The following is a 25,936-nucleotide window of genomic DNA, read 5'->3' as shown; positions in this document are numbered from 1 at the left end:
CTTGCTCGCGATGGACTCGAAAGCACCGCGTTTAGACAGTTAGCACGCATTATCGTTGACGACCATCGCGAGCAATCGAGCGTCGACCGGCTGCTCCTACAGGCACCTCCGTCGCATCATCCAGATTCCACGCAGCCAAAGATTGCGGCGCCTCTCATCACACAGGTAGTATTGAGAACGATTTACACTAACATCTGGAAAGACGACCGGTGCAACCTCCTTCGACCCGCAAGCTGAGCTATTTTTTCAGCGACCACCACCGTTGGCTGCTGCAATATATTCAGCGGCGGCTGCACAATCACGCGGACGCCGAGGACACCGCCGCCGATACCTTTTGCCAGATGTTGATGGCCCGCGTCGATCCCGACAGCATCGAACAGCCTCGCGCCTACCTCTCGACCATCGCCCGAAGGCTTGTTTTCGACCGCTATCGCCGGCGCAAGCTGGAACTGGCTTATCTGGAACGTCTGTCCACCCTGCCCGAGATGCTGGCGCCCTCGCCGGAAGAACAACTGTTGCTGATCGAAGCCCTGGTGGCCATTGACCGCGCGCTGGATGGCTTGCCCATGGTGGTCAAGGCAACTTTCCTCTATAGCCAGCTGGACGGTCTGAGTTACGTGGCGATCGCAGACAAGCTGGGCCTGTCGGAACGCACCGTCAGCCGCTACATGAAACAAGCGTTGCGCCAGTGCTATTTGAGCGAGTCGGCATCATGAGCAAGCCGCGCCTCGATCCTGTCAGCGAGCAGGCCATCGACTGGATGGTGCGCCTGCGCGCCGATACACCCACGGCCGCGCTACAGGAACGTTTCAATGCCTGGCTGAGCATGGACCCTGCACACGCCCAGGCCTGGGCACAATTACAGGAGCGTCTGGGTGGCTCGTTCAATACGGTGCGTGCCCTTGATCGACGTTTGCCCGGCCAGACCGAACATGCCCGCCAACTGCTATTGCAGCCTCATCGTTCACGGCGTGATGCCCTGCGTGTGATCGCCGGCCTGGGCCTGATCGGTGGCGGATTATGGCTGGGTGCGCGCAGCCCGCTGGGCGATTCCTTGTTCGCTGATCTGCACACCGGGCGCGGGCAGCGCAAGGAGTTCAACCTGGCGGACGGCAGTCGCTTGAGCCTCAACGCCGACAGTGCGGTGGATCTGCAGTTCGACGACCAACAGCGGTTGATCATCCTGCGTCATGGCGAACTGGTCATTCAGGTGGCGGCCGATCCTCAGCGTCCCTTGCGCGTGCGCACCGCACAAGGCGAAGTGCGGGCGTTGGGCACACGCTTCCTGGTCGCCCAGGAACAGGACGCCAGTCGCGTGGTGGTGCTGGAGCATTCAGTCCAGGCCAGTCTCTTCGATGGCACCCGGCGAAACGTGCGGGAGGGAGAATCCGCCCTGCTCTACGCGCGGCGCATCGAACCTGTCGCCGGTGATCAGCGCTATCGTGCCGACTGGCTCAGCGGACGACTCAACGTTCTGGACGAACCACTGGAAAAGGTCGTCAACGCCCTGCGGCCCTACAGCCGTGGATTTGTCCGCGTATCACCCGAGATTCGCGACTTGCGGGTCCAGGGCGTGTTTCCGCTCAACGAGCCCGACCGTGCCTTCAACGCCCTGGCTGAAACCCTGCCGATCCGGGTGGACCACTACAGCCCTTGGCTGACGCTGATCCGTGAAAAATCATCCAGACAATAACTTTTTTTTGAAAATAACTCTTATTCGTGTCTGGTTTTCAATTCTCAACCCACCTATCTCCTGACACTTACACCTTCAGGAGAATGCTGTGTTCAACCCGTGGTCCCACTCGCTTTCCGTAGCCGTTGCCCTGGCAAGCCTGGCAGGTCCTGGCCTGGTACAGGCCCAGACCCTGCCCTTCAATCTGCCCGCCGGCCCCCTGGCCAGCACGCTGAACGCGATCGCCAGCCAGAGCGGGCAGATCGTCTCGCTGGAGCCATCACTGGTGCAGGGCAAACAGGCGCCTGCCGTCATCGGCCAGATGTCACCTGAGCAGGCCATGCGAACGGCACTGTCAGGCAGCGGCCTGCAGTTGCGAGTGACCGAACAGGGCAACTTCAGCGTCGAGCCCGCCGCGAGCAGCAGCACGGCGCTGCAATTGGGCGCGACCAACATCGTCGAGCGCAGCGCCGACGCCACCACCGAAGGCTCGGGTTCCTATGCCGCACGGGCGGTGACCATCGGCAAGGGCACCCACACGCTCAAGGAAATTCCGCAGTCGATCACCGTGATGACCCGCAAACAAATGGACGATCAAGACCTGACCGACCTCAAGGATGCGGCCAACAAGACCACCGGGCTGGTCGGCGTTCAAGGCGTGGGCAAGGGCATGGTCCTGACCTCCCGCGGCTTCCAGATTGATGACTGGCAGTACGACGGTGTGCCGATTCTGCGTAACTCCTATGCACTGGGCAACTGGGCCACCCAGGACCTGATTTTCTTCGATCGCATGGAAGTATTGCGTGGTGCGTCCGGCCTGCTTCAAGGCACCGGCAGCCCCGGCGGCGCCATCAACCTGGTGCGCAAGCGCGGCCAGAGCACACCGACCGTGACCATCACCGGCAAGGCCGGTTCCTGGGATCACTACGGCCTGCAACTGGACGCTGGCGGACCGCTGAACCACAGCGGCACGATACGTGGGCGTTTCGTGGCCGACGAAGATCAGAGCGACTCCTTCATCGACTATGAGTGGAGCAAGACTCACTCGCTCTACGGCGCGCTGGACTTTGATCTGCGCGAGGACACCACGCTAGGCCTGGCAGTCAGCCACTCCGATGGCGAGTCACGACCCATGATCCGCGGCTTGCCACGCTACGCCAATGGCAAAACCGTCGACCTGTCGCGCTCAACTTACACTGGCGCGCGCTGGAACCACTCGGACATCGATGTCACCACCGTCTACACCGATCTGGAGCATCGCTTCAACGACGACTGGGCATTCAAGGTCGGCGCAGTGCGCATGACGGAAGACAACAAGGCGAAAAACCAGCGCGTGCAAAGTATCGACGATGGCCTGGAACCCGATGGCAGCGGCGTGCAGTACGCCGATTTCGTGACGGATTTCGATTCGACCAAAATCGGTCTGGACATGAATCTCATCGGCCACTTCGACGCCCTGTCCATGCAGCATGAAGTCATGGTGGGTGGCAACTATGAAAAGTTGACGTCGGACGACCGCTTCGCCCGAACCTTCAATGACAGCACCGACACCCTCTTCGGCATTAATCACAACCGTCCCGAAATCAGCTACGACAGTTTGATCAATACCGCCGGTGGCCGAGGTACACCGAGCAAATACGACATTCGCCAGAAAGGCCTGTATGGCAGCTGGCGTGTCAAGCCGATCGAACCGCTGACATTGGTGCTCGGTTCACGGGTCAGCTGGTACGACTACAGCTACAAATCGTGGACCCAGGCCGCGTTCAGCGACGTTGCCACCCCCAACCCTGAAAGCACCGCGAATGAAACCGGGGAAGTCACACCCTACGCCGGCATCATCTATGACCTGAACCGCGAATGGGCGGTCTATGCCAGCTACACCGATGTGTTCGAGCCACAAACCGTGCGCGACGCGAGCGGTTCTGTGCTCAAACCGGTAAGCGGTAGCAACTACGAAGTCGGCCTCAAGGGCGAGCTGATGGATGGCCGGGTCAACACCTCCCTGGCCGTGTTCCGTTATAACCAGGAAAACCGTGCCCTCAACGACCTGGCTTCGGGCTTTGCGTGCGACGGCTGGTACTGCTCGACGGCAGCGGGGAAAGTCCGCAGCCAGGGGATCGACGCAGAGATCAGCGGCGAAGTACTCACCGGCCTGCAACTGTTTGCCGGTTACACCTACAACACGACCAAGTACCTCAAGGACCCAGACAACGAAGGCAAAGTCTTCAGCACATGGACGCCTAAACATATGCTGCGGGTCTGGAGCGATTACCAGTTCAGTGGCGACTGGAACCGTGTCAGCACCGGCCTGGGCTTCACCACCCAAAGCCAGACGCTGGCCTACGACAACAGCTTCGAGGTACCGGGTTACACTGTTTGGAGTGCCCGTGTCGGCTACCAGCTGACACCGGAGATCGGACTGGCATTGAATGCCAACAACCTGTTCGACAAGCATTACTACACCGCCGGATACAGCCAAACCAATGGCAACAACAACTTCGGTGATCCGCGCAATGTGATGTTCAGCGTGAAGTACACCCCGACCTTCTGACGCTGATCGCACATTCAGTGTGGGAGCGAGCCTGCTCGCGAAAGCGATGTGCCAGACAACATCAAAGTTGAATGTGGCGCAGCCATCGCGGGCAAGCCCGCTCCCACAGGGTTTGGTGCAGTACGAAATTATTTATCGGACTTGATCGCCGTCCAGACCCGCGTACGCACCCGCTCCATCTTCTGCGGCAACGGCTGCACGACATACAGGGTTTTCAGCGCCTCGGGGGTCGGTGTCAGGTTCGGGTTACCGGTGATCTCCTTGTTGATCAGCGCCAGCGAATCCTTGTTGGCATTCGGGTAACCGAGGAAGTCGCTGATCGGCGCAATGACTTTCGGATCGAGCAAGGTGTTGAGAAACTCGTGGGCCTCTTCAACGTTTTTCGCGCTTTTGGGAATGGCGAAGGTGTCAAACCAGATCGGTGCGCCCTCCTTCGGCAAGCGCCAGTCGACCACCACGCCGTTGCCCGCTTCTTTGGCGCGGTTGCCGAACTGGTAGAAGCTGCCGGAGTAACCGATGGCCACGCAAATGTCACCGTTGGCGATGTCGGTCATGTACTTGGCGGAGTTGAAGTAGGTGACGTAAGGGCGAACCTTCAGCATCAGCGCCTTGGCTTTTTCGTAGTCCTCCGGTTTCTGGCTGTTCGGGTCCAGTCCCAGGTAATGCAGGGCCAACGGCAGGATTTCCGAAGGCGAGTCGAGCATCGCCACGCCACAGGCCTTGAGCTTCTGCATGTTTTCCGGCTTGAACACCAGATCCCAGCTATCGACCGGCGCATTCTCGCCCAGCGCCGCCTTGACCTTGGCCGGGTTGAAGCCGATCAGCACGGTGCCGTACATGTAAGGCACGCCGTATTGGTTGCCGGGATCGTTGGCGTCGAGCAGCTTGAGCAGTGCCGGGTCCTGATGCTGCCAGTTGGGCAGCTTCGACTTGTCGAGTTTCTGGAACACGCCGGCCTTGATCTGGGTTTCGATGAACTGGTTCGATGGCACCACCAGGTCGTATCCGGAGTTGCCGGTCAGCAGCTTGGCTTCCAGTGACTCGTTGGTGTCGAAAGTGTCCCAGGTCACTTTGATGCCGGTCTTCTCAGCGAAATCCTTAGGTACGGACGGCAGGATGTAGTCCGCCCAGTTATAAACCCTCAACTCGCGCTGTTCGGCGTGCACCGCGCTGGCCAGCAGCGTCAGCCCACAAACCGTGGCGCCCAGGATGCGTTTCATGGTTTCCATGGATCAGTTCCCCAATGTCAGCTCGTTGGTTTTTGTTTTTCGTAAACGGCAGCGGCCTAAAGAATAGCCAAGGGCAAAGATGATCAAGATTCTGGTTATGGATTCAGGCGGTGCAGCTGAGTCAGCGGCCTGTTTCGATTCTTGCTGACAGCCTGGACGGTTCACAGCGTGAGGCAGGCCAAAAGGAGATCGAAATGGCCAATATCCGTGTCCGGATGGATCTGGAGGAGCCGTACACCTCCACAGCCAAAGCGAGGCAGCCTTAAAGCCGACCTGATTTTTGTAGATACCCGTGTTCCCCTGTGGGAGCGAGCCTGCTCGCGATGAGCGTCCAGGCAACGCGATCATCCAGTCAGGGCGCGTAATCGTTGACGTCCTTCGCGAGCAGGCTCGCTCCCACAGTGAAATGAATACATCCGCCAAAATCAGGTCGGCTTTAAGGCCGCCTCGCTTTTGCTTTTGATCCAGACGCCCCGTTAAACCACGATGGCTGGAGTGAGGGCATGCCGAGCCAAGTATGCGGGCATAAAAAAACGCCAGTCCCTGTCGGAACTGGCGTTTCTTGAAGATGGCAGGGGCGGCTGGATTCGAACCAACGCATGGCAGGATCAAAACCTGCTGCCTTACCGCTTGGCGACGCCCCTGCAGATACTGCGATGAGTGCCTGGCACTCGATTCCTGATTCACCGCCTGTTTAACGGGCTGTGCTGGAATGCGCGGAAATTTACCAACTTTTACTTCAACTGGGAAGCCCCATCGATCACAATTTTTCTTTTAAAACAGCTACTTGTTAATCGAGTCCGCCACGGCTTGGTGCAAAATAGAACACCAAGGGTTGAAATCCCGATGCCGCCGCGTAAGGCTGTGCAACCCGTACCGTCTTGAAAACCCTTTTCAGAGAAGTGATGTCCCTGTGCTCAAGTTTCCCCGTGAGGCAAACACTCACCGCATTCCACATCAGCAGCCGGTGGTAACCGCATGATCGAAGTCACCGAAGTTTCCATTGCCCAATTGCGTACTGCACTCGAGTCAGGTCAAACCACGGCTGTCGAGCTGGTTGAGGCTTACCTCGCCCGCATCGACGCCTACGACGGCCCCGCTACCCCGACCGCGCTCAATGCCGTGGTAGTCCGCAACCCGGATGCACTCAAGGAAGCGCAGGCTTCCGATGCCCGTCGGGCCAAGGGCCAGACGCTGGGTCCGCTCGATGGCATTCCTTACACGGCCAAGGACAGTTACCTGGTCAAAGGCTTGACCGCCGCTTCAGGCAGCCCCGCCTTCAAGGACCTGATTGCCTGCCGTGATGCGTTCACCATTGAACGGCTGCGCGGCGCCGGGGCGATCTGCCTGGGCAAGACCAACATGCCGCCGATGGCCAATGGCGGCATGCAGCGTGGGGTCTACGGTCGTGCCGAGAGCCCGTACAACGCTGCCTACCTCACGGCTCCGTTCGCTTCGGGCTCGTCGAACGGGGCCGGCACGGCCACCGCCGCCAGTTTCGCCGCCTTCGGCCTGGCCGAAGAAACCTGGTCGAGCGGACGCGGCCCGGCGTCGAACAACGGTTTGTGCGCCTACACGCCTTCGCGCGGGGTGATCTCGGTGCGTGGCAACTGGCCGCTGACGCCGACCATGGACGTGGTCGTGCCGTTCGCCAGGACCATGGCCGACCTGCTCGAAATTCTCGACGTGGTGGTGGCCGAGGACCCGGATACCCGTGGCGACCTGTGGCGCCTGCAACCCTGGGTGCCGATTCCGAGCGTTGCTTCGGTGCGTCCCGCCTCCTATCAGGAACTGGCCGTGAAGTCCGATTCCCTCGCTGGCAAGCGCTTCGGTGTGCCAAAGATGTACATCAACGCCGACCCTGAAGCGGGCACCAGCGAAGCACCGGGTATCGGTGGCCCGACCGGTCAGCGCATCAACACCCGTGACTCGGTGATCGGCCTTTGGCAATCCGCTCGCCAGGCCCTGGAAGCCGCCGGTGCCGAAGTGCTCGAAGTGGATTTCCCGCTGGTATCCAACTGCGAGGGCGATCGTCCTGGCGCGCCGACCGTGTTCAACCGCGGGATCGTGTCCAAGGAGTTCTTGCATCACGAACTGTGGGACCTGACGGCATGGGCCTTCGATGACTTCCTGCAAGCCAACGGCGATCCGAAGTTGAATCGCCTGGTGGACGTCAACGGTCCGCTGATTTTCCCCCACGACCCGGGAACCCTGCCCAACCGCGAGGGCGACCTGGCGGCCGGTATGGACGAGTACGTGAAGATGGCCGAACGCGGTATTACCCCGTGGGGCCGGATCAGCACAGTGCCTGACGGACTGCGCGGGCTTGAAAAGACCCGCAAGATCGATCTCGAGCAATGGATGGATCGGCTGGGCCTGGACGCGGTGCTGTTCCCGACGGTGGCCGACGTCGGCCCGGCGGATGCCGATGTCAATCCGGCGTCCGCGGATATCGCCTGGAGCAACGGTATCTGGGTGGCCAACGGCAACCTCGCGATCCGCCACCTGGGCGTGCCCACGGTGACCGTGCCCATGGGCGTCATGCCGGACATCGGCATGCCGGTCGGGCTGACCTTTGCCGGCCGGGCCTATGACGACTCGGCACTGCTGCGCTTTGCGGCGGCGTTCGAATCGACCGGCAGCAAGCGCCAGATTCCGCCGCGCACCCCGCCGCTGTCTGCCGGCAAATAAATAACCTGTGGGAGCGAGCCAGCTCGCGAAGGTGTCGGCACATCCAATATTGATGTGTCTGATACGCCGCTTTCGCGAGCAGGCTCGCTCCCACGAGGTTCAGCAGTGTTCACACAGTCGTGGACTGCATTCTCAAAACGGCACGGTCAGCTTCATCCAGTACGCATTGCCCTGCGCCCGGTTACGCACGCCGGTTTCCTGCTCCCACTTCCCCGTGACAATCCACCCCGCCTTGCTGGTGTATTTGATCGACGGCCCGATGGCCAGCGAGCGCCCCTTGTTGTTTTCAATTGTCTCGCCGTTCTGGCGGTCGTCGGTGACCTGTCGATAGTAGTAGCCGCCGACGCCCAGTACCCAACCATTGCCCAGCCCCCAGCCAACGGCATAGTCGACATGAAATTCCTGCCCCGAGCGGTAGTCGGTCGCCGGGTTTTCGCGGTTGAAGTCATACATGATCTTGGCATCGAGGTTGAGCCCGTTCGGGTCGATGTACGACAGGGCGTAGACCGGCTCGATGACCCAGTAATTGCGCCCGGTGTTGGCCAGGTCGCCACGGTCGTAGCGACCGGTCGGAGCGATCATGTCCAGGGCGAGGATGCTGTGGAACTTTTCGCTGTGGTGAAAGCCCAGCGCCGGGCCGAAGATCACATCGCCCAAGCCTTGTTTGCTTTGCGACTGGCCGTTGAGTTCAACCTTGAGATCCACCAGCGGCACGATCGCGTGAAGCGCCACGCTGGCGCCGAACAAGGTGTAGTCGCTGACCCAGATCAGCCGCGGGGTGATGGCGTTGGCGCGTACGCGAAAATCCACCGGCAGTTTGCGGCCGTCGTTGCCGCGCAGGTTATCGGCCTCATAGTGAGTGACGAACAATTGCCCGTAGAAACCCGGTGGCGGCATCGCCCCGGACAGGTAGTTTTCCGCACCCAACGGGTAGGAAGTGCCGCCACCTTCAGTGGCGTGGGCTGCCAGAGGCAAGGCCGTCAGTGCAGCGGTCACGATCAGTTTTGTTGTTGTGCGAGTCATGCAGTTCAACCTTTATTGTTGTTATTGGCTTCTGTGGGAGCGAGCCTGCTCGCGAATGCGTACTGGCCTGCGACACTGATGTTGGATGTGCCGGCCCCTTCGCGAGCAGGCTCGCTCCCACAGGGAAGCTGTGTAGGTCTCAGGTTTGTATGTACTCAGATTCTTTTGAACAGTGCCGAACGCTGGGTCGATTCGCCTCCGTCGGCGGCGCTGTAGAAGCGCTCCATGAAGATGTCGCGTTCGAACAGCCGGCCCTGCATCAGGCAGGTGATGGCTGAATCGATCATCACCGGCGGCCCGCACAGGTAGGCCTTGCGGTTGCTGAAGCGACCGTCGAAATGATGCCGGGCGGCGTCGTGCACATAGCCCTTGAACCCCCTCCATTCAGGATCCTCGACCGCCTGGCTGAGCGCCGGCACATAGGTGAAGTTGGCGTGATCCCGGGCCAGTGCCTCGAACAGTTCGCAGTTGTACAGTTCGGCGCGATTGCGCGCGCCCTGGAACAGCACGATCTGGCGGGTATCGCCGGCTTCCAGCAGGTCGAGGATCATCGACTGCGGGCTCGACAACCCGGAGCCTCCAGCGATGAAAATCAAGTCGCCACCTTGCGAAGTGCGTACGAAAAACTGCCCGTAGGGTCCGGACAGGTCCACCGCATCGCCGACCTTCAACTCATCGTGAATCTTGCCGGTGGCCAGCCCGCCTTCGACCCGTCGCACATGCAGCTCGACTTCATCGGCACGGCTCGGTGGATTGGCCAGCGAGAACGCCCGGGTGCCTTCGATCCCCGGCAGTTGCAGGTTAATGTACTGACCGGCCTGGAACGCCATCGGCCGGTCGAGCTTGAGGTGCACGCCCTTGATGGTGGGTGACAGGTCCACCAGCGCGCTGACCACCGCGCGATAGTCCTCGACCGGATGCCCGAGGAAATCCGGGTCCGCATCGATATCGGCCTCGATCACCATGTCGCTTTGCGGGATCGCACAGCACGCCAACACTTTGCCCTCATCGCGCTCCATGTCCATCAGCGCAAAGGACGACGCCGCGCCCAGGTCCGCTTCGCCTTCCAGCACCTGGACCTTGCAGGTGGCGCAAGTGCCATGGCCGCAGGCAAACGGCAGCCACACGCCTTGGCGCAATGCGGCCTGGAGGATGGTCTGCCCCTCTTCCACTTCAATCTGTTCGCCAGTGGGTTCGATCGTGACTTGGTAACTCATGGCCGTGTCCTCAGTTGAAGCTGCCGGCTATGCCGTGCAAGCCAGGGGTGTCGAGGTGCAGCAGGCTCTTGTGGTCGATGCCGTTGGCGATCAGGCTCGCCGCGTTATCGGGGGTGAACGGCCGATCGTTGAGGCGCCACAGCGCCTGGCTGAAATCAACCCGCGCCGCGTCCGGGTGCCGGGCAATCGAGGGCTTGACCACCTGTTCGATGAAGTCGCTGAACGGCATGGCCGGTGGCAGCGGAAAGGTAAACGGGGAGCAGAACATCAGGTGTTTTTCCCAGCACAGGTACACCAGTTGCAGGCCGTGGAAATTCTCCTGGCGGTCCAGGGGTTGGGCGTTGTAGGCGCCGATGGCTGTCACGGGCATGATCTTTTCCTTATTTTTGTGAGGTTGAATGTGGGGGCGAGCCTGCTCGCGAAAGCGGTGTGTCATTCAGCACACATGTCGACTGACATGGCCCCTTCGCGAGCAGGCTCGCTCCCACAGTGGATCTTGGTTGTGTCAGCCGGCCTTGGCCGGGTGCCAGTCCTGCCAGCGTCGATGCTCGGTCGAGCCCAGGTATTCGAAGTTGTCCTGGCCGGGGTTGATGTTGTAGTAGTCGCGTACCACCGACTCCACGTCGCCGCCACCGCAATTGCCCTGCAGGATCTGGTGCACCGGCAACCAGGCCTGGATGTACTTGGTCGGCTCGTATTCGAAGATGTCGCAGCAGCCCTGGGAGCAGAAGTGATAGCGCTCGCCTTCGTGTTCGGCGCTGCGATGGCTGAGAGTGGTCGGGTCATTCGGTTCGCCGAACGCCAGCGGGATCTGGCAGATCTGGCAAAGCATCGGCAGAGTCGGGTTGTAGAAGCGCTCGCCCTTCTCTTGCAGCGCCCGCCAGTGCTCGAAGCGTGGGCGGTAGATCTTGTCGAAGGTGTCTGGATATTTGGAGGACAGCCAATCCAGCTCTTCGTCAGTCGGCATCCAGGTGTGGAAATTGGTCGCCTGGCTGTACTGGTAAAAGATCGACCAGGCCTGATGGCTGACGTGGTCCTTGCCGATGTTCGCCTCTTCGACATGCTTGGGCGGACGGATGCCGTAGCGTTCCAGGTCCTTGAACAGCGCACCGCCGGCCTCTTCGAAATACACACCCCAGGCTTCGGACCAGGACATGACTTTGTTGGGCAGCATGTAGTCCATCATCATCCCCACCAGCGTCAGCAGGCGGTAACCGCGCCAGAACCACTTGTCGATCCAGCGCTGGATGATCGGCACGTTGTCTTCGTGCTGCTCCAGCAGGAATTTGATCACCTCCAGGCCCAGGGTCATGTGCCGGGCTTCATCGGACTGCGCGGAGAAACCGAAGGTGACCGTGGCCATGTCGCCGTTGAATGCCGCGCCGGACATGAAGGGCACGAACAACAGGTTGGTCAGCACGTACTCGAACGAAAACGAAATCGCCGTGAGGAATTCGAACGGGCCAGCGGTACGCGCATCTTCGAAGAACGACTTGGGCACCGAGAGAAACCACACACGGTCGTGCATGTGGGCAAAATCATGCAGGCCGTTGAAGTGTTTGTTGTAGTGACTCATGGCGTGGATCTGGGTCTGCACATGGCGCAGTTCGTCGATGGCCTGCATCTGGCAGGCGATCCGCGCACCGGCGCCGCTGAACTGCCGGCCGACCCGGGCGAAGCCTTGGTAGGCCTGGTACTCCAGCGGCGTGACACCGGACAGAAACAGCTTCAGCGCGTTGACATAACGGGCGTCCGAGAGCGTGGTATGGCCGTTGTTCTGCGAGAACGCATCGAAGATCGCGTAGAGTTTTTTCTCTTTCTCGGCCTGGTATTTCCAATAGGTGTCCATGGTCAGGCGGAACGGGTCTTCCCACTTGTCCCAATCGGTGATCTTGATCCCCTCGAAACGCTCGTGAGGGTAGATGTCCTCATGAGTCTGGTAGCTCGGCTCCCAGTCCAGGTCACGGGTCATGCAGCGGTATTTTTCTTTGGCATTGAGGCGTTTTTTCACGGCCATGATGGCGCTCCCGAATTCTTGTTATGGATCAGTGGCTACAGGCGTGATCAGCTGTTCCAGTACAGGGAAAAGCTGTCGTCCTCTTCCACGACGTTGCCGCCGAGGGTGATCACGTACATCAGCATTTCCTGGATATCCCAGGGGCTGCCGGTGAGCTGTTCCACCGTGTCGCGCCGAATGTCCAGGCGGCCCTCGGCCTCGATGCGGATCATCGAAGGCTGGTGCTGGATCTGGGCATGGGGGTTGTCCTGCACGATGGCGTCGACGATCGAGCGTGCGTAGTCGGTGTCCTGCAGGTTCATGTAAACCAGGGAAGTCATGGGCGGGCTCCTGTGAGGCCGAGCTTTTTCAGGCGAGCGCTGAACTCGGTGCAGACGCCATCCAGCGCCGACTCATCGAGACCTAGCCCGGCCAGCGGTTGCAGTGCATTAACCGAACGCTGGCTCCAGTGATCGACCCAGCCCTGGACCAGGTCCTTGTTGGCCGGGCTTTCGTTGATCACCGTCTTGAGCAGCGCATCGACCCAGCGCTGGCTTTCGGCGAACCACAGGCGCATGAACTCGGTGAGCATGCCGACCTGCCCGGCGCCATTGGCCGTCAGTTGTTCGTCGAGTTTGTGGAACAGCAACGGGTAAACCAGGCCATCGCTGATCAGGTTCTGCGCCACGGTCAATTCGAACCAGTCACGCACCACCAGGGTGTCCTCGACGTAGCGGCGCATGCCCTGCCACGCCGGATCGTTGAGCCACTGCTGCTTGGCCTGGGCCAGCAGCAGGACGTCGCCGTCATCGAGCATCAGGCCGATCCGCGACAGGTACTGGGCGATGCCCAGGCGATCCATGGCCTGGAACATGTGCATCTGCGTCACGCTGGTACCGAAGCCATCGGCGGCGATGTTGCTGTTGTTCATGTTCGCGCCCATTTCGGCGTGCCGCAGGGGCAACAGCAGCTTGCTGATCAGCTGGATGTTGGCGCTGGACAGGCCGGCGAGCATGTCGCGTTTTTCGCAGAAGGCGTAATCGTGCTCGGCGTTTTCCTGCATCTTGGCCCGGGCCTGGACGTAAGCGCCGTAATAGTACTGGCGCGGGTCACTGACGGCATACCAGTCGGCCATGACCACCGCGGTGCGGGTGGCATCGTTGAGCAGCTTGTCCGGCTGCCACAGCGGCCGGTAGTGGAAATTGGTCGCCGATTCCAGGTCGAAACTGGCTTCCTGATAACGACTGGCGACCTTGTCGCCAAACCGGCGACGGGTGTGGCTGAAGGTATTGCGGATCGTCTCGACGGTGGTCGTCTTGATCTCGACACTCATGGAGTGGACTCCTGTGGTTATTGTTTTTTTGGCAATGGGTGGCTAGTCAGCGTCGCGGGTTTCGCCGTAGCGCCACTTGCGCGCATCGGCGTCGAGGGCCTCGGACATCTGCGCATCCATGTGCTGCACGCGGTTGTTTTCGCAGAACTGACGGAATGCCTGACGCGGCAGCACCAGCTCGACAAACAGGTCGGGAAAACCGATGGCGAAATCGAATTCGACGAAGGTGTCATCAGGCCCGCTGCGTACGCGGATGTAGCGCGGCATCTGATCGAAAGTGCTGCCAGGTTGGCTCATGCTCGGGTACTCCCTTGTTATGTTCGGGGTACGGAGCAACAAGGGTGCCAGTGCGGGAAAATCGTCTGAAATTGATTTTTTATTCGTTATAAAACAGATAGTTACTACTCACTTTCGAAGCACGCGAACAATCACTCCCCTGTGAAGAACCCCTCCCGTGAACCGGCAAATTGATCATTTGCTCAATCGTCTCCAGCGCTTTCGAGCAAATGAATCAATCACGCGGCGATTGACTTTTCACTCGCTTTCAGGCCGCTTAGAAAAAGAAAAAGCGACCTTGCCTTGCCTAAAAAAAACGGGCCGCTACGATGCGTAAAAAAAACCGCCATGGCCTGAGCGGAACGCGTCACCACCCCAATAACTACAACCCCAGGGGCGCACTGAATGATCACCACGTACAAGGCTTCCCAACATCCGCCGTCACTCAAGGACCTGAGCGACCAGGTTCGCTTTCACGGAAGCGAGGGCAAGATCTGGCTGAACGAGCAACGCATGCTGTTGATCCAGGTTTCGATGATGGCGTCGTGCAGGCGCGAGCTGATCGAGATGCTCGGCGTCGAGCGCGCCAAGGGATTTTTCCTGCGCCTGGGCTATCAGTCCGGGCTCAAGGACGCCGAGCTGGCGCGCAAGTTGCGGCCCCAGGGCAGCGACCTGGAAATGTTCTTCACCGGTCCGCAACTGCACTCGCTCAAGGGCATGGTCAATGTCATCCCGCAGACCATCGACATCGATCTGGCCAACGGTCAGTTCTACGCCGAGATCGAGTGGCAGGATTCCTTCGAAGTGGAAAATTGCCAGACCGAAAACCTTCACTCCGACCAGCCGGTGTGCTGGATGCTGCTCGGTTACGCCATCAGCTACAGCTCGTTTTTCGTCGGCCGGCAAATCATCTACAAGGAGGTCACCTGCCGCGGTTGCGGCGATGCCCATTGCCGGATCATCGGTAAGCCGGCCGAGCAATGGGAGGATGCCGAAGAGATCATGCGTTACTTCCAGAGCGACCCGATCATCGATGAACTGCAAGCGCTGCAGGTGCAAGTGGCGAACATGCGCCAGCGCCTGCAGATCGAGGCCGGCAAGTTCTACGGCATCGGCCAGTCGGCGATCTACCGCCGCACCTGCGCGCTGATCGACAAGGTGGCCCTGGGCAAGGCGTCGGTGTTGCTGCTGGGTGAGACCGGTGTCGGCAAGGAAGTCATCGCCCGCAGCCTGCATTTGCGCAGTGAACGCGCCGGTGGGCCGTTCATCGCACTGAACTGCGCCGCCATCCCGCCGGACCTGATCGAGGCTGAATTGTTCGGCGTGGAAAAAGGCGCCTACACCGGCGCCCAACAGTCGCGCATGGGCCGTTTCGAGCGGGCCAATGGCGGCACGCTGTTTCTCGATGAAATCGTCGAATTGACCCCGCGCGCGCAAGCCACGTTGCTGCGCGTGTTGCAGGAGCAGGAACTGGAACGGGTCGGTGACTCACAGACCCGCAAGGTCGACGTGCGGGTCATCACCGCGACCCACGAGGACCTCGAAGAAGCGGTCAGGCAAGGGCGTTTCCGCGCCGATCTGTTCTATCGCCTGAACGTATTCCCGGTGCGTATCCCGGCCTTGCGCGATCGTCGCGAAGACATCCCGCTGTTGATCGAACACTTCCTTGAAAAACTCCACGCCAGCTACCGAAAAAAGACCCTGGGCTTGTCTGACCGAGCCCTTCAGGTGTGCCTGAACCATGACTGGCCCGGCAACATTCGCGAGTTGGAAAACCTGATGGAACGCGGCGTGATCATCACTGACGAGAACCAGAGCATCACCGTCGACGCCCTCTTCCCGCATTCGCCGCAACTGGCCGAAAGCATTGGCCTGGCCAGTGACGGGCGGCTGGTCAAGACGGCTCCGTCGTGCAGCCAGGACTGGGTCGACAAGATCATCGACAGCGGTATCGCACTGGACTCGGTGGAAGACGCACTGATTCACGCGGCCATGGAGCGTAGCCAGCAAAACGTCTCGGAAGCGGCGCGTTTGCTGGGCATGACGCGTCCGGCACTGGCCTACCGCCTGAAAAAATCGCCTGCGGAAACACCCGCTTCCAAGGATTGATCATTTGGGCAATAGCGTGGCCGGTAATAATCATAGACGCATGCCGGCTATCGCTCCTCTCTCCCTGTAGGAGCGAGCTCGCTCGCGATGATCGTGAACGATAACGCGTAAAACCGGATGCGCAGTGGCGCCCCTGTCTTTTTCGCGAGCAAGCTCGCTCCTACAGTTCAACCGTTGGGGTTACAACAACGGGATCGCGTAGTTGACGATGAAGCGGCTCTGATCAACATCACGACCGGCATCGGTGTTCGACTGGCCATTGCGCAACGAGAAGCCGACGTTCTTGAACGTGCCCGACTGAATCACGTAGTCCAGGGTCATGTCGCGCTCCCACTCGGATTGGTCCCCGGCGTCCTGCGTCTTGATGCCGGTACCCTTCAGATACACGATCGACGCTTTCAGCCCCGGTACGCCCAGCGCCGCGAAGTCGTAGGTGTACTGGCCGAAACGGGTCTGTTCGCCCGCGCGGGTGAAGCTCTGGATCATGCGGTCGGTGGGCAGGTAGACGCTGCCGCCACCGGCGCCTTTGTCCGGCAGACTGCCCTGGTTGGGCTGGACGAAGTTGCTGCCATCGCCTACCTGTTGATACCCCAGCGCCACCGCGTGGCCGCCATTGGCATAAGTGATCATCGCAGCCCAGGTGTTGTTGTCGATTTCACCGTCGTTGTTTTCGGTGTAACCCGACACCCGATAGCCTTGCGCCCGGCCCGCGGCCGAACTGTTGGCCCCGCTCGAGGTGGTGCGGAAGTAGCGCAGGTCGGTGGTGATCGAACTGGCGCTGTCAATCGGCAGCAGGTGAGTCAGGCCGAAGAAGTTCTGGTTGTAGAAATCCTCCAGCTGCGCGAAGTAGTACTGGGCCTTGAGGGTCTTGGTGACCTCGTAGTCGCCACCGGCGAAGTAGAACTTGTTGCTGTCCCGGGTAGCACCGGCGACCGACAGCCCGGTGCGATCGGTCGAGGCACGCCCCACCGCCTGTTCCAGCAAGCCGCTGGTCAGGGTCAGGCCATCGATGTCTTTGGAGGTGATCTGGGTGCCGGTGAACGATTGCGGCAACACACGGGCATCGTTGGAGATCAGGATCGGCAGTTTTGGCAGCAGTGTGCCGTAGCGCAACTCGGTTTTGCCGAGGCGCATTTTCGCGGTCGGGCCGAAACTGCTCCAGGTGTCCGCTGCGTCGTCGCCATCAGACGGGATCATCCCGCTGCCGACGTGGCGCCCCTTGCCGCTGTCGAGCGTCACCCCCAGCAACGCCTGGGCATCGAGGCCGAAACCGACCGTGCCCTGGGTGAAACCGGATTCGTAGCGCAGCACGAAACCCTGGGCGGTTTCTTCGGTTTTCGAAGGGGCTGCCGTGCCGTCGCGGTTGTCGCTGTTGAAATACAAGGTGCGCATCGACAGGGTGGCTTTGCTGTCTTCGAGAAAGCCATGAGTGTTGTTGTCGGCAGCCTGGGCGCACAGGGAGCCTGTGGCCAGCAGGATGGCGGTGGGGATTGCTCGGTTGAACATACGGGGCTCCTGTTTCTTATCGTTATTTGGGTATTTCGTTGCTAATTCGGGCGCGCAAGATCCCGCGCCCGATGGGTGAACATGGGTGTTATGTTTTTTTTGTTTTCTAGCGGCTGGAAAAGCCAAAGCGAGGCGGCCTGACAGCCGACCTGATTACAGGTTTGTCCGCGATCCCCTGTGGGAGCGAGCCTGCTCGCGAAGACGGAGTTTCAGTCGAAGATTACTTGACTGTCACACCGCCTTCGCGAGCAGGCTCGCTCCCACAATGGGATCGCAAACGGGTCTGAAACGGATATGTACACCTTCCACCCCCATCCCCTGAAAGCATCACGCTAAAATTTGTGAAACTCTTAAATCATTTCAAGAACCATTTATCAAACAAGATGAAAGTAGTTTTCGTGCAGGGACAAGGCTTGTCGCGCAGAGGTACGAATGGCCGGAGCAAATGAAAATCCACCCCACAGGTTTTCATTCAACTTCCACAGGACAAACCGACATCGCGTCCACGCGAGCGATGGTCAATACTGCATCCCACCCCCGTACCGAGGAGCAGCAAGATGCCCCTGACTCTGTACTACCACCCCCTCTCATCGTTCTGCCACAAAGTCCTGATCGCGCTCTACGAACACGGTATCGAATTCGAAAAACGCATCATCGACCTGTCCAGCGCATCCGACCGCGCGGAGCTCGAAGCCCTCTGGCCGATTGGGAAATTCCCGGTGATCCGCGACCACGACCGCCAACGCAACGTGCCGGAATCGAGTGTCATCATCGAATATCTGGACCAGTTGTATGCCGGCCTGCATCAGCTGATTCCCGACGATTGGGACACTGCCTTGCAGGTACGGCTGTGGGATCGTTTTTTTGACCACTACGTCCAGGGGCCGCTGCAACAGATCGTCGCCGATCGTTTGTACGCCACCCAGGGCGACCTGACGAAACAACGTGCCACCCTGTTGACCGCCTACGGCATGCTCGAGCTCCAGTTGCACGCCCGAACCTGGGTGGCCAGCCCGGACTTCAGCCTGGCCGATTGCTCCGCGGCCCCGGCCCTGTTCTATGCCAGCACCCTCGTGCCCTTCCCCGACGACTGCCGATACCTTGGCGAGTATTTCGAGCGTTTGACACAACGACCCTCGATCCAGCGAGTCATCGACGAAGCCAGGCCGTGGTTTTCTTACTACCCGTTTGCCGAGGCTATACCGGAGCGGTTCCGCCAACCGTTGTACCAGGCCAACGAAGATTCCTGACAGTTGGCCCGCGCCTTGCTTTGGCTGATGTCGCCGGGGAATGTGGGTGTGCATCCCTGCGGCGCAATCGACTGTGGAGGTGCGCATGGCGGGGCAAGCAACGCTGACGGTACTGACGGCTGCACTGGCAGCCATCGTGATCGTCATGGTCGCGGTATGCGCGGCAGCCGCGGCGGCGCTGGTTACGTCAGCCACTTTCACCGCCATCGGCCTTGCGGAACGGGTCATGCCGGATATCCAGCCCCTGGCGGCCCTGGCCCTGACGCCGAACCAGGCAATGATCATGGCTACCCTGCAAGCCGGGAGCCTGACCACCGTCACCGAGCTGATGCAACAGATCAATCTGGCCATGATCATGGCCACGCTCTAACGCCTCCTCGCTCTTGTGGGAGCGAGCCCGCTCGCGAAGTCGGAGTGTCAGGCAACAATGTTGTCGACTGATTCACCGCTTTCGCGAGCAGGCTCGCTCCCACAGGTATGCGCCCGTCCAGCGAAGATCCTTCCCCATAAAGCCAACCCATCACAGGGAAATTACCCAATATCGGGTGTAGTTTCGCCGGGCCGGTTGCGCGTGTGACGATCCCGGCCTATGGTCCAGACGAAGCGTTATTGCCGTAACCCGTGCGATGACTCGCCGACGGTTGATGGCAACCCACCGAGGATCCAAGCAGCGAGGTGACGACATGCCGAACGACTCCCGCCCTGCCGTGCTCGAACTGATCGGCAACACGCCGCTGGTGCGTGTCAGCCGTTTCGATACCGGTCCCTGTACTCTGTTTCTCAAGCTTGAATCACAAAACCCCGGCGGTTCGATCAAGGACCGCATCGGCCTGGCGATGATCGACGCCGCCGAGCGCGACGGCCGCCTCAAGCCCGGCGGCACCATTGTCGAAGCGACCGCCGGCAACACCGGCCTGGGCCTGGCGCTGGTCGGCCGGGCCAAAGGCTACCGGGTGGTGCTGGTGGTACCGGACAAGATGTCCACCGAGAAAGTCCTGCACCTGAAGGCCATGGGCGCCGAGGTGCACATCACCCGCTCCGATGTCGGCAAGGGCCACCCCGATTACTACCAGGACGTTGCCGGACGGTTGGCCGCGGAAATTCCCGACGCCTTCTTCGCCGATCAGTTCAACAACCCGGCCAACCCGCTGGCCCATGAATGCAGCACCGCGCCGGAGATCTGGGCGCAAACCCAGCATGATGTCGACGCGATTGTCGTCGGCGTCGGCTCGGCCGGCACCTTGACCGGCCTGACCCGGTTCTTCAACCGCGTGCAGCCGAACCTGGAGATGGTGCTGGCCGACCCGGTCGGTTCGGTGATGGCCGAGTACAGCCGCAGCGGCACCCTCGGCACGCCCGGCTCCTGGGCCGTGGAAGGCATTGGCGAAGACTTCATTCCGTCGATTGCCGACCTGTCCAGCGTGCGCCACGCCTACTCCATCAGCGACGAGGAAAGCTTCGATCACGCCCGCCAACTGCTGCGCGCCGAAGGCATTCTCGGCGGTTCGTCGACCGGCACCTTGCTGGCGGCGGCGCTGCGTTATTGCCGCGAGCAAACCGAACCGAAACGGGTGGTCAGCTTCGTCTGCGACACCGGCACCCGTTACCTGTCGAAGGTCTACAACGACCAGTGGATGAACGATCAGGGCCTGTTGCCGAGCAAGCGCTACGGTGACCTGCGCGACCTGATCGCCCGACGTTTCGAGGATGGCCGGGTGATCAGCGTAAGCCCGGACGACACCCTGCTCACCGCTTTCCAGCGCATGCGCCTGGCGGATGTTTCGCAACTGCCGGTGCTAGTCGGCGGCAAGCAACTGGTCGGTGTGATCGACGAGTCCGACATTTTACTGGGGGTGCACGAAGACGCGTCGCTCTTTCGCAAAACCGTCAACAGCGTCATGACCGACAAACTGCAAACTCTTCTTCCCGACGCCACCCGCGCGGAACTGGAAGCTGTCATCGACCGCGGGCTGGTGGCGATCATCGCCGATGCTTCGGGCTTTCATGGCCTGATTACCCGGGTCGACATGCTCAATCACTTACGGAGAACCCTTGCATGAGTCAGCACGATAAAAACGCCGCACCCCGCGGCTTCGCCACCCGGGTGATCCACGCAGGACAGACGCCAGACCCGACCACGGGGGCGCTGATGCCGCCGATCTACGCCAACTCCACCTATCTGCAAGAAAGTCCCGGCGTACACAAGGGCTTCGACTACGGGCGCTCGCATAACCCGACACGCTTTGCGCTGGAACGCTGTGTGGCGGATCTCGAAGGTGGCACCCGGGGTTTCGCTTTCGCCTCGGGGCTGGCGACGATCTCCGGCGTGCTCGAACTGCTTGATGCCGGCTCGCACATCGTCTCCGGCAATGATCTGTACGGCGGCACGTTCCGCCTGTTCGACAAGGTGCGCCAGCGCAGCGCCGGACACCGTTTCAGCTACGTCGACCTGACCAAGCCGGGCGCCTTCGAAGCGGCGTTGCAGGACGACACGCGCATGGTGATGGTCGAGACGCCGAGCAACCCCCTGCTACGCCTCACCGACCTCGCCGCCATCGCCCGCACCTGCCGTGACCGCGGCATCATCTGCGTGGCCGACAACACCTTTGCCAGCCCCTGGATCCAGCGCCCGCTGGAGCTGGGTTTCGACATCGTGCTGCACTCGACGACCAAGTACCTCAACGGCCACTCCGACGTGATCGGCGGCATCGCCGTGGTCGGCCAGAACGCCGAACTGGCCGAGCGCCTGGGCTTCCTGCAAAACGCGGTAGGCGCCATCGCCGGGCCGTTCGACGCCTTCCTCACCCTGCGCGGCGTGAAGACCCTGGCGCTGCGCATGGAACGCCACTGCAGCAACGCGCTGGAACTGGCGCAATGGCTGGAACGTCAGCCACAGGTGGCGCGCGTCTACTACCCGGGCCTGCCCTCGCACCCGCAGCACGAACTGGCGCGTCAGCAAATGCGCGGCTTCGGCGGGATGATCTCACTGGACCTGAACACCGACCTTGCCGGCTCAAAACGTTTTCTGGAAAACGTGCAGATCTTCGCCCTCGCCGAGAGCCTGGGTGGCGTCGAAAGTCTGATCGAACACCCGGCCATCATGACCCACGCCACCATCCCCGCCGACACCCGTGCACAACTGGGTATCGGCGATGCACTGGTACGGCTGTCCGTGGGGGTCGAGGATGTCGAAGACCTGCGGGCGGATCTGGCTCAGGCGCTGGCGCGGATCTGACGGTTCAAGGACAGGCCGCGAAGGTCCGCCGCCGTGCCGATGGGGCACGGCGGCGGGTTATTCCTCAAGACGCCCCGTGGACTCGCGATCGCGCTCGTAATGCCTGTCGAAGGGAAACGCCGGCAACCACGCTTCGCGGCGTACGGTCCAGCTTTCGTAGGTGGGCGTCAGTTGGTCGGGCGCATCGAGGGCCCCCAGGTTCACTTCGATTTCATCGTCGGTGCGATTGAACACCGATGAGCCGCAGCGCGGACAGAAAAACCGCCCGGCGTAGTCCCGGGTTTCACCGTCGATGGTCACCGCATTCTCAGGGAAAATCGCGGAGGCGTGAAACAGTGCCCCATGGTGCTTGCGGCAGTCGAGACAATGACAAAGACCGACCCGGTACGGGCGTCCCGACGCCACGATCCGCACATTGCCGCACAGGCAACCGCCGGTGAATCGTTCCATGGTGCATCTCCTCTTCGCACGACGGGTCGCAAAGTTTGACAACGAAGTCCGTCAGTTGGCCGAGAGCAATGGCTCGACCGTTTCGCGATCGGCCAATGATCGATAGTAAAACCAGCCGTTTGATAATTGCCAAGGTTTCACTGTCGGTAAACCGCATGAGAACGGCAAGTCGTGGCCGGAGAAAAACGCAACGTGCGCCATTGAATAACCCAAAGCGCCCTGGCCTTTCGGCAAAGGCGCAAACGGTGCAAGGCAACGATCAGAAGTCTTGCGAAGCAGGACGCAGGACGATCTCGTTGATGTCGACATCCGCCGGCTGTTCGATCGCGTAGGCAATGGCCCGTGCAACCGAAGCCGCGGGGATGGCCTTCTTGTAGAACTCGCCCACCACCTCGGCGCTTGGCTGGTGGCCGCTGCCGAACTTGAGTTCGGAATCGACCGCGCCCGGCTCGATAGTGGTCGTGCGGATATTGCCGCCCACTTCGTGACGCAGGCCCTCGGAAATGGCACGTACGGCGAATTTGGTGCCGCTGTAGACCGATCCACCGGGGCTGAACACCTTGATGCCGGCGACCGAGGAAATGTTGATGAAGTGCCCGCTGGCCTGTTTCTCGAACAGCGGTAACGCTGCCGCGATGCCATACAGCACGCCCTTGATGTTGATGTCGATCATGCGATCCCACTCATCGACACGCCGCTCCGCGATTGGCGAGATCGCCATCAGACCTGCGTTGTTGATCATGACATCTATGCGACCGAACGCTTCGACGGCCTTGGCGACCAGCGCGGTCAAGTCCTCTTGGCGGGTGACGTCGATGGGATGGGCAATCGCCTGTCCGCCAGCGGCGGTGATTTCCCGGACAATCGCGTCCAGACGATCCTGGCGACGAGCGCCAAGCACCACCTGTGCGCCGAGTGCTGCCAGATGACGAGCCGTTGCTTCGCCCAGACCGCTGCTTGCACCGGTGATGACGACCACTTTGCCCTGGATGTTTGTACTCATGTTCGCGCTCCTGTTGAGGCTTGCCTGGGTTGATGGATTCAGTCTGCGCTGGTTTTATCTATCAGAAAATGGAAGAGTTCGGATTTGAGAATTCCACTTTCTGGAACAGGAGTTGACGGCAATGCTCAATCGCATGGAGCTGATTCGCATCTTTTCGGTGGCGACGCAGTCGCTGACCTTTCGCGATGCCGCCATTCGTCTCGGCACCTCTCCACAGACTGTGACCCGGGCAATCAAGGAGCTGGAACGCACGTTCGGCGAGCCGTTGTTCCATCGCAGCACCCGACAGGTCCACGTGACCGCGTTTGGCGCCGAACTGGCCCTCCAGGCGCGGGAAACCCTGGAGCGTGTCGATCAGTTGTTTCTCGCCAACAGCAAACACGAGGAAAAAGGCATTGCCGGCCGCGTCGGCATCACGGCTCCCCACGCCATCGGCAAGCTGTATGTGATCGAATACCTGAAACCGCTGATGCGCGAAAACCCCGGCCTGAGCATCGACTTGAGCCTTGATGATCAGCTCACCGACGCGGTGGCCAGCAAAATAGACATCGGCATTCGTATCGGTGCCGTACGGGATCGGCGCTACATCGCCAGAACGGTTGCCCGTGTCGACTTGAAAATCGTGGCGACCCCATCACTCCTCGACGCCGTTCAACACCCCGGCAGCATCGAGGAATTGAAACGCCTGCCCCTGTCGATGCTGATGGATCGCAACAACGGCCGCCCCTGGCCGTGGGTGCTGGCCGAGGGACAGGCGTTCCTGCCCGTGTCCCCGGCCTTTACTTGCGACGATCCCGAAACCGAGCGTGAGATTGTTCTGGCGGGGCTCGCCTTCGGGCAAATGCCCAGCTATCTGGCGCAGCCGTATTTATCTGAAGGCCGGCTGGTCGAGGTCATGCAACAGGATGCTCCGGCACCGACCGAACTGATCATGTATCGCCCGCAGTCAGGGCCGGTGGCGCCCCGGGTCAGGCTGGTGTACGACCATTTGGTCAACAGCTTCTCCAATCCGGACATCTTCCCGCAGAGCAAACGCTGAACGAGCGCTACGACTTGCCGCGCTTGCGCCGCGCCGGCTCATTCTCCGCCAGCGCCTGACGGACCAGCGCCCGGGCCGCCCAGGCCGTGGCGTCGAGTGACTCTTCGACACTCGCGCCACTGATGTCGCGCACGGCGATCAGCGCCTCGGTGCCCATGACGATCGACAGCGCCTGCTTCAGGCGTTTGCGCGCCCGGGGTGTGAGTTCATCCTTCAGCGAATCGACGATCGGCTCAATGTAGCTCATGCGTCGCCCGGGCCGCAGGGGTGCCTCGCGGGACTCGTTTTCGAGCCACACCGTCATGAACGAACGCTCCATCACATGCAGGCCGATCTCGTCGTCGATCAACAGTGTGTTCAAGGCGTTCGCCGCCAGGCCAATGCCCTTTACCGGATCGTCTCCCGGCCTCCAGAAACGCTCCAACGGCTGCATGTCACGATCGGCCGCCGTCTCGCTGATCAACGCCTCAGGCGAGGGAAAGTAGCGATACGCCGTGGCGCGCGACACCCTCGCGCGTTCGGCCACTTGGGCAACGGTAGGGTTAAGGCCCTCGTCGCGCAGTTCGACGGCGGCCTCGATAAGCGCCTGGCGCGTTCGGTTGCGCTGGTTGGCGCGACCTTGGGAATCGCCGTTCAGGTCCGACGGGATTGACTTCTGGCTGCACATGGAATAAATGATACTCCGTCTTGTAATGAGACTTAAGTCTCACGATAGAACTTGAGTCTCATGATAGACATGTGGCAAACCCGGCACAACCACCGCGCCGGGCTTGACGACTTCACATCATTTTTCAGCAACTGAGCGCGCCTCAGGGCGCATGAGGTGAATGCCATGAATCACAATCCCCGTTCGCGGACCTGGTTTCGGCTCGCTGCCCTCTACTTTGCCATTGGCGTGCTGCTGGGTGTGGCGATGGGCGCTTCCGGCGACCACTCGCTCTTCGCGGTACATGCCCATATCAATCTATTGGGATGGGTGTCGATGGCCCTGTTCGGACTCATCTGCGCAGTGCACCCGTCCATCACCGAAGGGCGCGCAGCTGCCGCACAATTCTGGATGTACAACGTCGGCGTCCCGGTAATGCTCGGTGCACTGACGCTGCGCCTCAAGGGCTTCCCGTCAGTGGAACCCTTGATTGCCATCGCCTCGATTCTCATTGGTTGCAGTGTGCTGCTTTTTGTATGGCTGGTGTTCTCGCGCATCGGTGCAACCGCCGGATACCTGGGCAGCGCGACACGGGAGTCACGCCTGTCATGATGCGTCCTGCATGTGCTCGGCACTGAGCAACAGGTTGCCCATCCTGGGCCCTTAAGCTGTTGAGTGGTCCCAGGAATGGCAAATGGCTAACCTTGCCT

General features: G+C 60.7%; 23 protein-coding genes and 1 tRNA gene. 11 read left to right on the top strand and 13 right to left on the bottom strand.

Features of this window, described 5'->3' with window-relative positions; all coding sequences use genetic code 11:
• The first annotated feature begins 209 nt into the window (after positions 1-209).
• The 3 genes from CKW21_RS17520 to CKW21_RS17510 all read left to right on the top strand — a co-directional run bounded on the left by CKW21_RS17520 (position 210) and on the right by CKW21_RS17510 (position 4,223).
• Positions 210-716 (top strand): sigma-70 family RNA polymerase sigma factor, encoded by a 507-nt coding sequence (locus CKW21_RS17520; protein ID WP_095195208.1) that lies wholly within the window; start codon positions 210-212, stop codon positions 714-716.
• Positions 713-1,693, top strand: coding sequence for a FecR domain-containing protein (locus CKW21_RS17515; protein WP_095195207.1), 981 nt, complete (start codon positions 713-715; stop codon positions 1,691-1,693). Before CKW21_RS17520 ends, CKW21_RS17515 begins: the two co-directional genes overlap by 4 nt.
• Before the next feature lie 88 nt (positions 1,694-1,781).
• Positions 1,782-4,223, top strand: a complete 2,442-nt coding sequence (locus CKW21_RS17510) for a TonB-dependent receptor (RefSeq protein WP_095195206.1) — start codon at positions 1,782-1,784, stop codon at positions 4,221-4,223.
• 128 nt (positions 4,224-4,351) lie between these two features.
• On the opposite strand, the gene CKW21_RS17505 is transcribed toward CKW21_RS17510, so the two are convergent.
• Positions 4,352-5,452 (bottom strand): polyamine ABC transporter substrate-binding protein, encoded by a 1,101-nt coding sequence (locus tag CKW21_RS17505; protein ID WP_095195205.1) that lies wholly within the window; start codon positions 5,450-5,452, stop codon positions 4,352-4,354.
• Between the two features lie 569 nt (positions 5,453-6,021).
• Positions 6,022-6,096: transfer RNA gene (locus CKW21_RS17500), tRNA-Gln, on the bottom strand.
• Between the two features lie 334 nt (positions 6,097-6,430).
• On the opposite strand from CKW21_RS17500, the gene CKW21_RS17495 reads away from it, so the two are divergent.
• Entirely contained in the window at positions 6,431-8,143 is a 1,713-nt protein-coding gene (locus CKW21_RS17495; protein ID WP_095195204.1) for an amidase, read from the top strand.
• A gap of 132 nt (positions 8,144-8,275) precedes the next feature.
• On the opposite strand, the gene CKW21_RS17490 is transcribed toward CKW21_RS17495, so the two are convergent.
• From CKW21_RS17490 to CKW21_RS17460, 7 genes are all read right to left on the bottom strand, one after another.
• A complete protein-coding gene (locus CKW21_RS17490; RefSeq protein ID WP_095195203.1) occupies positions 8,276-9,166 on the bottom strand; it encodes a transporter in 891 nt (296 codons plus the stop codon).
• Between the two features lie 155 nt (positions 9,167-9,321).
• Positions 9,322-10,383 (bottom strand): NADH:ubiquinone reductase (Na(+)-transporting) subunit F, encoded by a 1,062-nt coding sequence (locus tag CKW21_RS17485; RefSeq protein ID WP_095195202.1) that lies wholly within the window; start codon positions 10,381-10,383, stop codon positions 9,322-9,324.
• A gap of 10 nt (positions 10,384-10,393) precedes the next feature.
• Positions 10,394-10,753 (bottom strand): phenol hydroxylase subunit P4, encoded by a 360-nt coding sequence (locus tag CKW21_RS17480; RefSeq protein WP_095195201.1) that lies wholly within the window; start codon positions 10,751-10,753, stop codon positions 10,394-10,396.
• Positions 10,754-10,888: 135 nt separating this feature from the next.
• Complete coding sequence (locus CKW21_RS17475) at positions 10,889-12,400, bottom strand: aromatic/alkene/methane monooxygenase hydroxylase/oxygenase subunit alpha (RefSeq protein WP_095195200.1); 1,512 nt, start codon at positions 12,398-12,400, stop codon at positions 10,889-10,891.
• Positions 12,401-12,447: 47 nt separating this feature from the next.
• Positions 12,448-12,720, bottom strand: coding sequence for an MmoB/DmpM family protein (locus CKW21_RS17470; RefSeq protein ID WP_095195199.1), 273 nt, complete (start codon positions 12,718-12,720; stop codon positions 12,448-12,450).
• Positions 12,717-13,712 carry an aromatic/alkene monooxygenase hydroxylase subunit beta gene (locus CKW21_RS17465; RefSeq protein WP_095195198.1) on the bottom strand — a complete coding sequence of 332 codons (996 nt, stop codon included), beginning with the start codon at positions 13,710-13,712 and terminating at the stop codon, positions 12,717-12,719. The genes CKW21_RS17470 and CKW21_RS17465 overlap by 4 nt, the downstream gene beginning before the upstream one ends.
• Before the next feature lie 42 nt (positions 13,713-13,754).
• A complete protein-coding gene (locus CKW21_RS17460; protein WP_095195197.1) occupies positions 13,755-14,009 on the bottom strand; it encodes a phenol hydroxylase subunit in 255 nt (84 codons plus the stop codon).
• A gap of 384 nt (positions 14,010-14,393) precedes the next feature.
• Here CKW21_RS17460 and CKW21_RS17455 point away from each other — a divergent pair, with 384 nt between their 5' ends.
• Entirely contained in the window at positions 14,394-16,097 is a 1,704-nt protein-coding gene (locus tag CKW21_RS17455; protein WP_095195196.1) for a sigma-54-dependent Fis family transcriptional regulator, read from the top strand.
• Between the two features lie 180 nt (positions 16,098-16,277).
• Here CKW21_RS17455 and CKW21_RS17450 read toward each other — a convergent pair whose 3' ends face one another.
• Complete coding sequence (locus tag CKW21_RS17450; RefSeq protein ID WP_095195195.1) at positions 16,278-17,603, bottom strand: OprD family porin; 1,326 nt, start codon at positions 17,601-17,603, stop codon at positions 16,278-16,280.
• 557 nt (positions 17,604-18,160) lie between these two features.
• On the opposite strand from CKW21_RS17450, the gene CKW21_RS17445 reads away from it, so the two are divergent.
• The 4 genes from CKW21_RS17445 to CKW21_RS17430 all read left to right on the top strand — a co-directional run bounded on the left by CKW21_RS17445 (position 18,161) and on the right by CKW21_RS17430 (position 22,088).
• On the top strand, positions 18,161-18,853 hold the full coding sequence (locus CKW21_RS17445; RefSeq protein ID WP_095195194.1) for a glutathione S-transferase family protein: 693 nt from the start codon (positions 18,161-18,163) through the stop codon (positions 18,851-18,853).
• Between the two features lie 85 nt (positions 18,854-18,938).
• Positions 18,939-19,223, top strand: coding sequence for a hypothetical protein (locus CKW21_RS17440; RefSeq protein ID WP_095195193.1), 285 nt, complete (start codon positions 18,939-18,941; stop codon positions 19,221-19,223).
• Between the two features lie 313 nt (positions 19,224-19,536).
• Entirely contained in the window at positions 19,537-20,913 is a 1,377-nt protein-coding gene (locus CKW21_RS17435) for a pyridoxal-phosphate dependent enzyme (protein ID WP_095195192.1), read from the top strand.
• On the top strand, positions 20,910-22,088 hold the full coding sequence (locus CKW21_RS17430; RefSeq protein WP_095195191.1) for a PLP-dependent aspartate aminotransferase family protein: 1,179 nt from the start codon (positions 20,910-20,912) through the stop codon (positions 22,086-22,088). Before CKW21_RS17435 ends, CKW21_RS17430 begins: the two co-directional genes overlap by 4 nt.
• A 57-nt stretch (positions 22,089-22,145) precedes the next feature.
• Here the strand turns inward: CKW21_RS17430 and CKW21_RS17425 are convergent, their stop codons facing one another.
• Together CKW21_RS17425 and CKW21_RS17420 are read right to left on the bottom strand one after the other, a co-directional pair.
• On the bottom strand, positions 22,146-22,538 hold the full coding sequence (locus CKW21_RS17425; protein WP_095195190.1) for a GFA family protein: 393 nt from the start codon (positions 22,536-22,538) through the stop codon (positions 22,146-22,148).
• A gap of 259 nt (positions 22,539-22,797) precedes the next feature.
• Positions 22,798-23,541, bottom strand: a complete 744-nt coding sequence (locus CKW21_RS17420) for an SDR family oxidoreductase (RefSeq protein WP_095195189.1) — start codon at positions 23,539-23,541, stop codon at positions 22,798-22,800.
• A gap of 121 nt (positions 23,542-23,662) precedes the next feature.
• On the opposite strand from CKW21_RS17420, the gene CKW21_RS17415 reads away from it, so the two are divergent.
• Entirely contained in the window at positions 23,663-24,580 is a 918-nt protein-coding gene (locus CKW21_RS17415; protein ID WP_095195188.1) for a LysR family transcriptional regulator, read from the top strand.
• Between the two features lie 7 nt (positions 24,581-24,587).
• On the opposite strand, the gene CKW21_RS17410 is transcribed toward CKW21_RS17415, so the two are convergent.
• The gene (locus tag CKW21_RS17410; RefSeq protein WP_095195187.1) at positions 24,588-25,247 is read right to left on the bottom strand and encodes a TetR/AcrR family transcriptional regulator; all 660 of its coding nucleotides are present in this window, start codon (positions 25,245-25,247) and stop codon (positions 24,588-24,590) included.
• Positions 25,248-25,412: 165 nt separating this feature from the next.
• Here CKW21_RS17410 and CKW21_RS17405 point away from each other — a divergent pair, with 165 nt between their 5' ends.
• Positions 25,413-25,838 carry a DUF2871 family protein gene (locus CKW21_RS17405; RefSeq protein ID WP_095195186.1) on the top strand — a complete coding sequence of 142 codons (426 nt, stop codon included), beginning with the start codon at positions 25,413-25,415 and terminating at the stop codon, positions 25,836-25,838.
• Positions 25,839-25,936 lie beyond the last annotated feature (98 nt).

Origin of the sequence: Pseudomonas sp. Irchel 3A7 (assembly GCF_900187565.1) — a bacterium.
GTDB lineage: Bacteria > Pseudomonadota > Gammaproteobacteria > Pseudomonadales > Pseudomonadaceae > Aquipseudomonas.
The sequence above is the reverse complement of the archived record's forward strand: the minus strand, read 5'-3'. Positions and strand labels throughout refer to the sequence as shown.

Coding starts and splice junctions, on each gene's coding strand:
- CKW21_RS17515 (WP_095195207.1), top strand. CDS start 713: ATGAGCAAGCCGCGCCTCGATCCTGTCAGCGAGCAGGCCATCGACTGG.
- CKW21_RS17505 (WP_095195205.1), bottom strand. CDS start 5,452: ATGGAAACCATGAAACGCATCCTGGGCGCCACGGTTTGTGGGCTGACG.
- CKW21_RS17495 (WP_095195204.1), top strand. CDS start 6,431: ATGATCGAAGTCACCGAAGTTTCCATTGCCCAATTGCGTACTGCACTC.
- CKW21_RS17490 (WP_095195203.1), bottom strand. CDS start 9,166: ATGACTCGCACAACAACAAAACTGATCGTGACCGCTGCACTGACGGCC.
- CKW21_RS17485 (WP_095195202.1), bottom strand. CDS start 10,383: ATGAGTTACCAAGTCACGATCGAACCCACTGGCGAACAGATTGAAGTG.
- CKW21_RS17480 (WP_095195201.1), bottom strand. CDS start 10,753: ATGCCCGTGACAGCCATCGGCGCCTACAACGCCCAACCCCTGGACCGC.
- CKW21_RS17475 (WP_095195200.1), bottom strand. CDS start 12,400: ATGGCCGTGAAAAAACGCCTCAATGCCAAAGAAAAATACCGCTGCATG.
- CKW21_RS17470 (WP_095195199.1), bottom strand. CDS start 12,720: ATGACTTCCCTGGTTTACATGAACCTGCAGGACACCGACTACGCACGC.
- CKW21_RS17465 (WP_095195198.1), bottom strand. CDS start 13,712: ATGAGTGTCGAGATCAAGACGACCACCGTCGAGACGATCCGCAATACC.
- CKW21_RS17460 (WP_095195197.1), bottom strand. CDS start 14,009: ATGAGCCAACCTGGCAGCACTTTCGATCAGATGCCGCGCTACATCCGC.
- CKW21_RS17455 (WP_095195196.1), top strand. CDS start 14,394: ATGATCACCACGTACAAGGCTTCCCAACATCCGCCGTCACTCAAGGAC.
- CKW21_RS17450 (WP_095195195.1), bottom strand. CDS start 17,603: ATGTTCAACCGAGCAATCCCCACCGCCATCCTGCTGGCCACAGGCTCC.
- CKW21_RS17445 (WP_095195194.1), top strand. CDS start 18,161: ATGCCCCTGACTCTGTACTACCACCCCCTCTCATCGTTCTGCCACAAA.
- CKW21_RS17440 (WP_095195193.1), top strand. CDS start 18,939: ATGGCGGGGCAAGCAACGCTGACGGTACTGACGGCTGCACTGGCAGCC.
- CKW21_RS17435 (WP_095195192.1), top strand. CDS start 19,537: ATGCCGAACGACTCCCGCCCTGCCGTGCTCGAACTGATCGGCAACACG.
- CKW21_RS17430 (WP_095195191.1), top strand. CDS start 20,910: ATGAGTCAGCACGATAAAAACGCCGCACCCCGCGGCTTCGCCACCCGG.
- CKW21_RS17425 (WP_095195190.1), bottom strand. CDS start 22,538: ATGGAACGATTCACCGGCGGTTGCCTGTGCGGCAATGTGCGGATCGTG.
- CKW21_RS17420 (WP_095195189.1), bottom strand. CDS start 23,541: ATGAGTACAAACATCCAGGGCAAAGTGGTCGTCATCACCGGTGCAAGC.
- CKW21_RS17415 (WP_095195188.1), top strand. CDS start 23,663: ATGCTCAATCGCATGGAGCTGATTCGCATCTTTTCGGTGGCGACGCAG.
- CKW21_RS17410 (WP_095195187.1), bottom strand. CDS start 25,247: ATGTGCAGCCAGAAGTCAATCCCGTCGGACCTGAACGGCGATTCCCAA.
- CKW21_RS17405 (WP_095195186.1), top strand. CDS start 25,413: ATGAATCACAATCCCCGTTCGCGGACCTGGTTTCGGCTCGCTGCCCTC.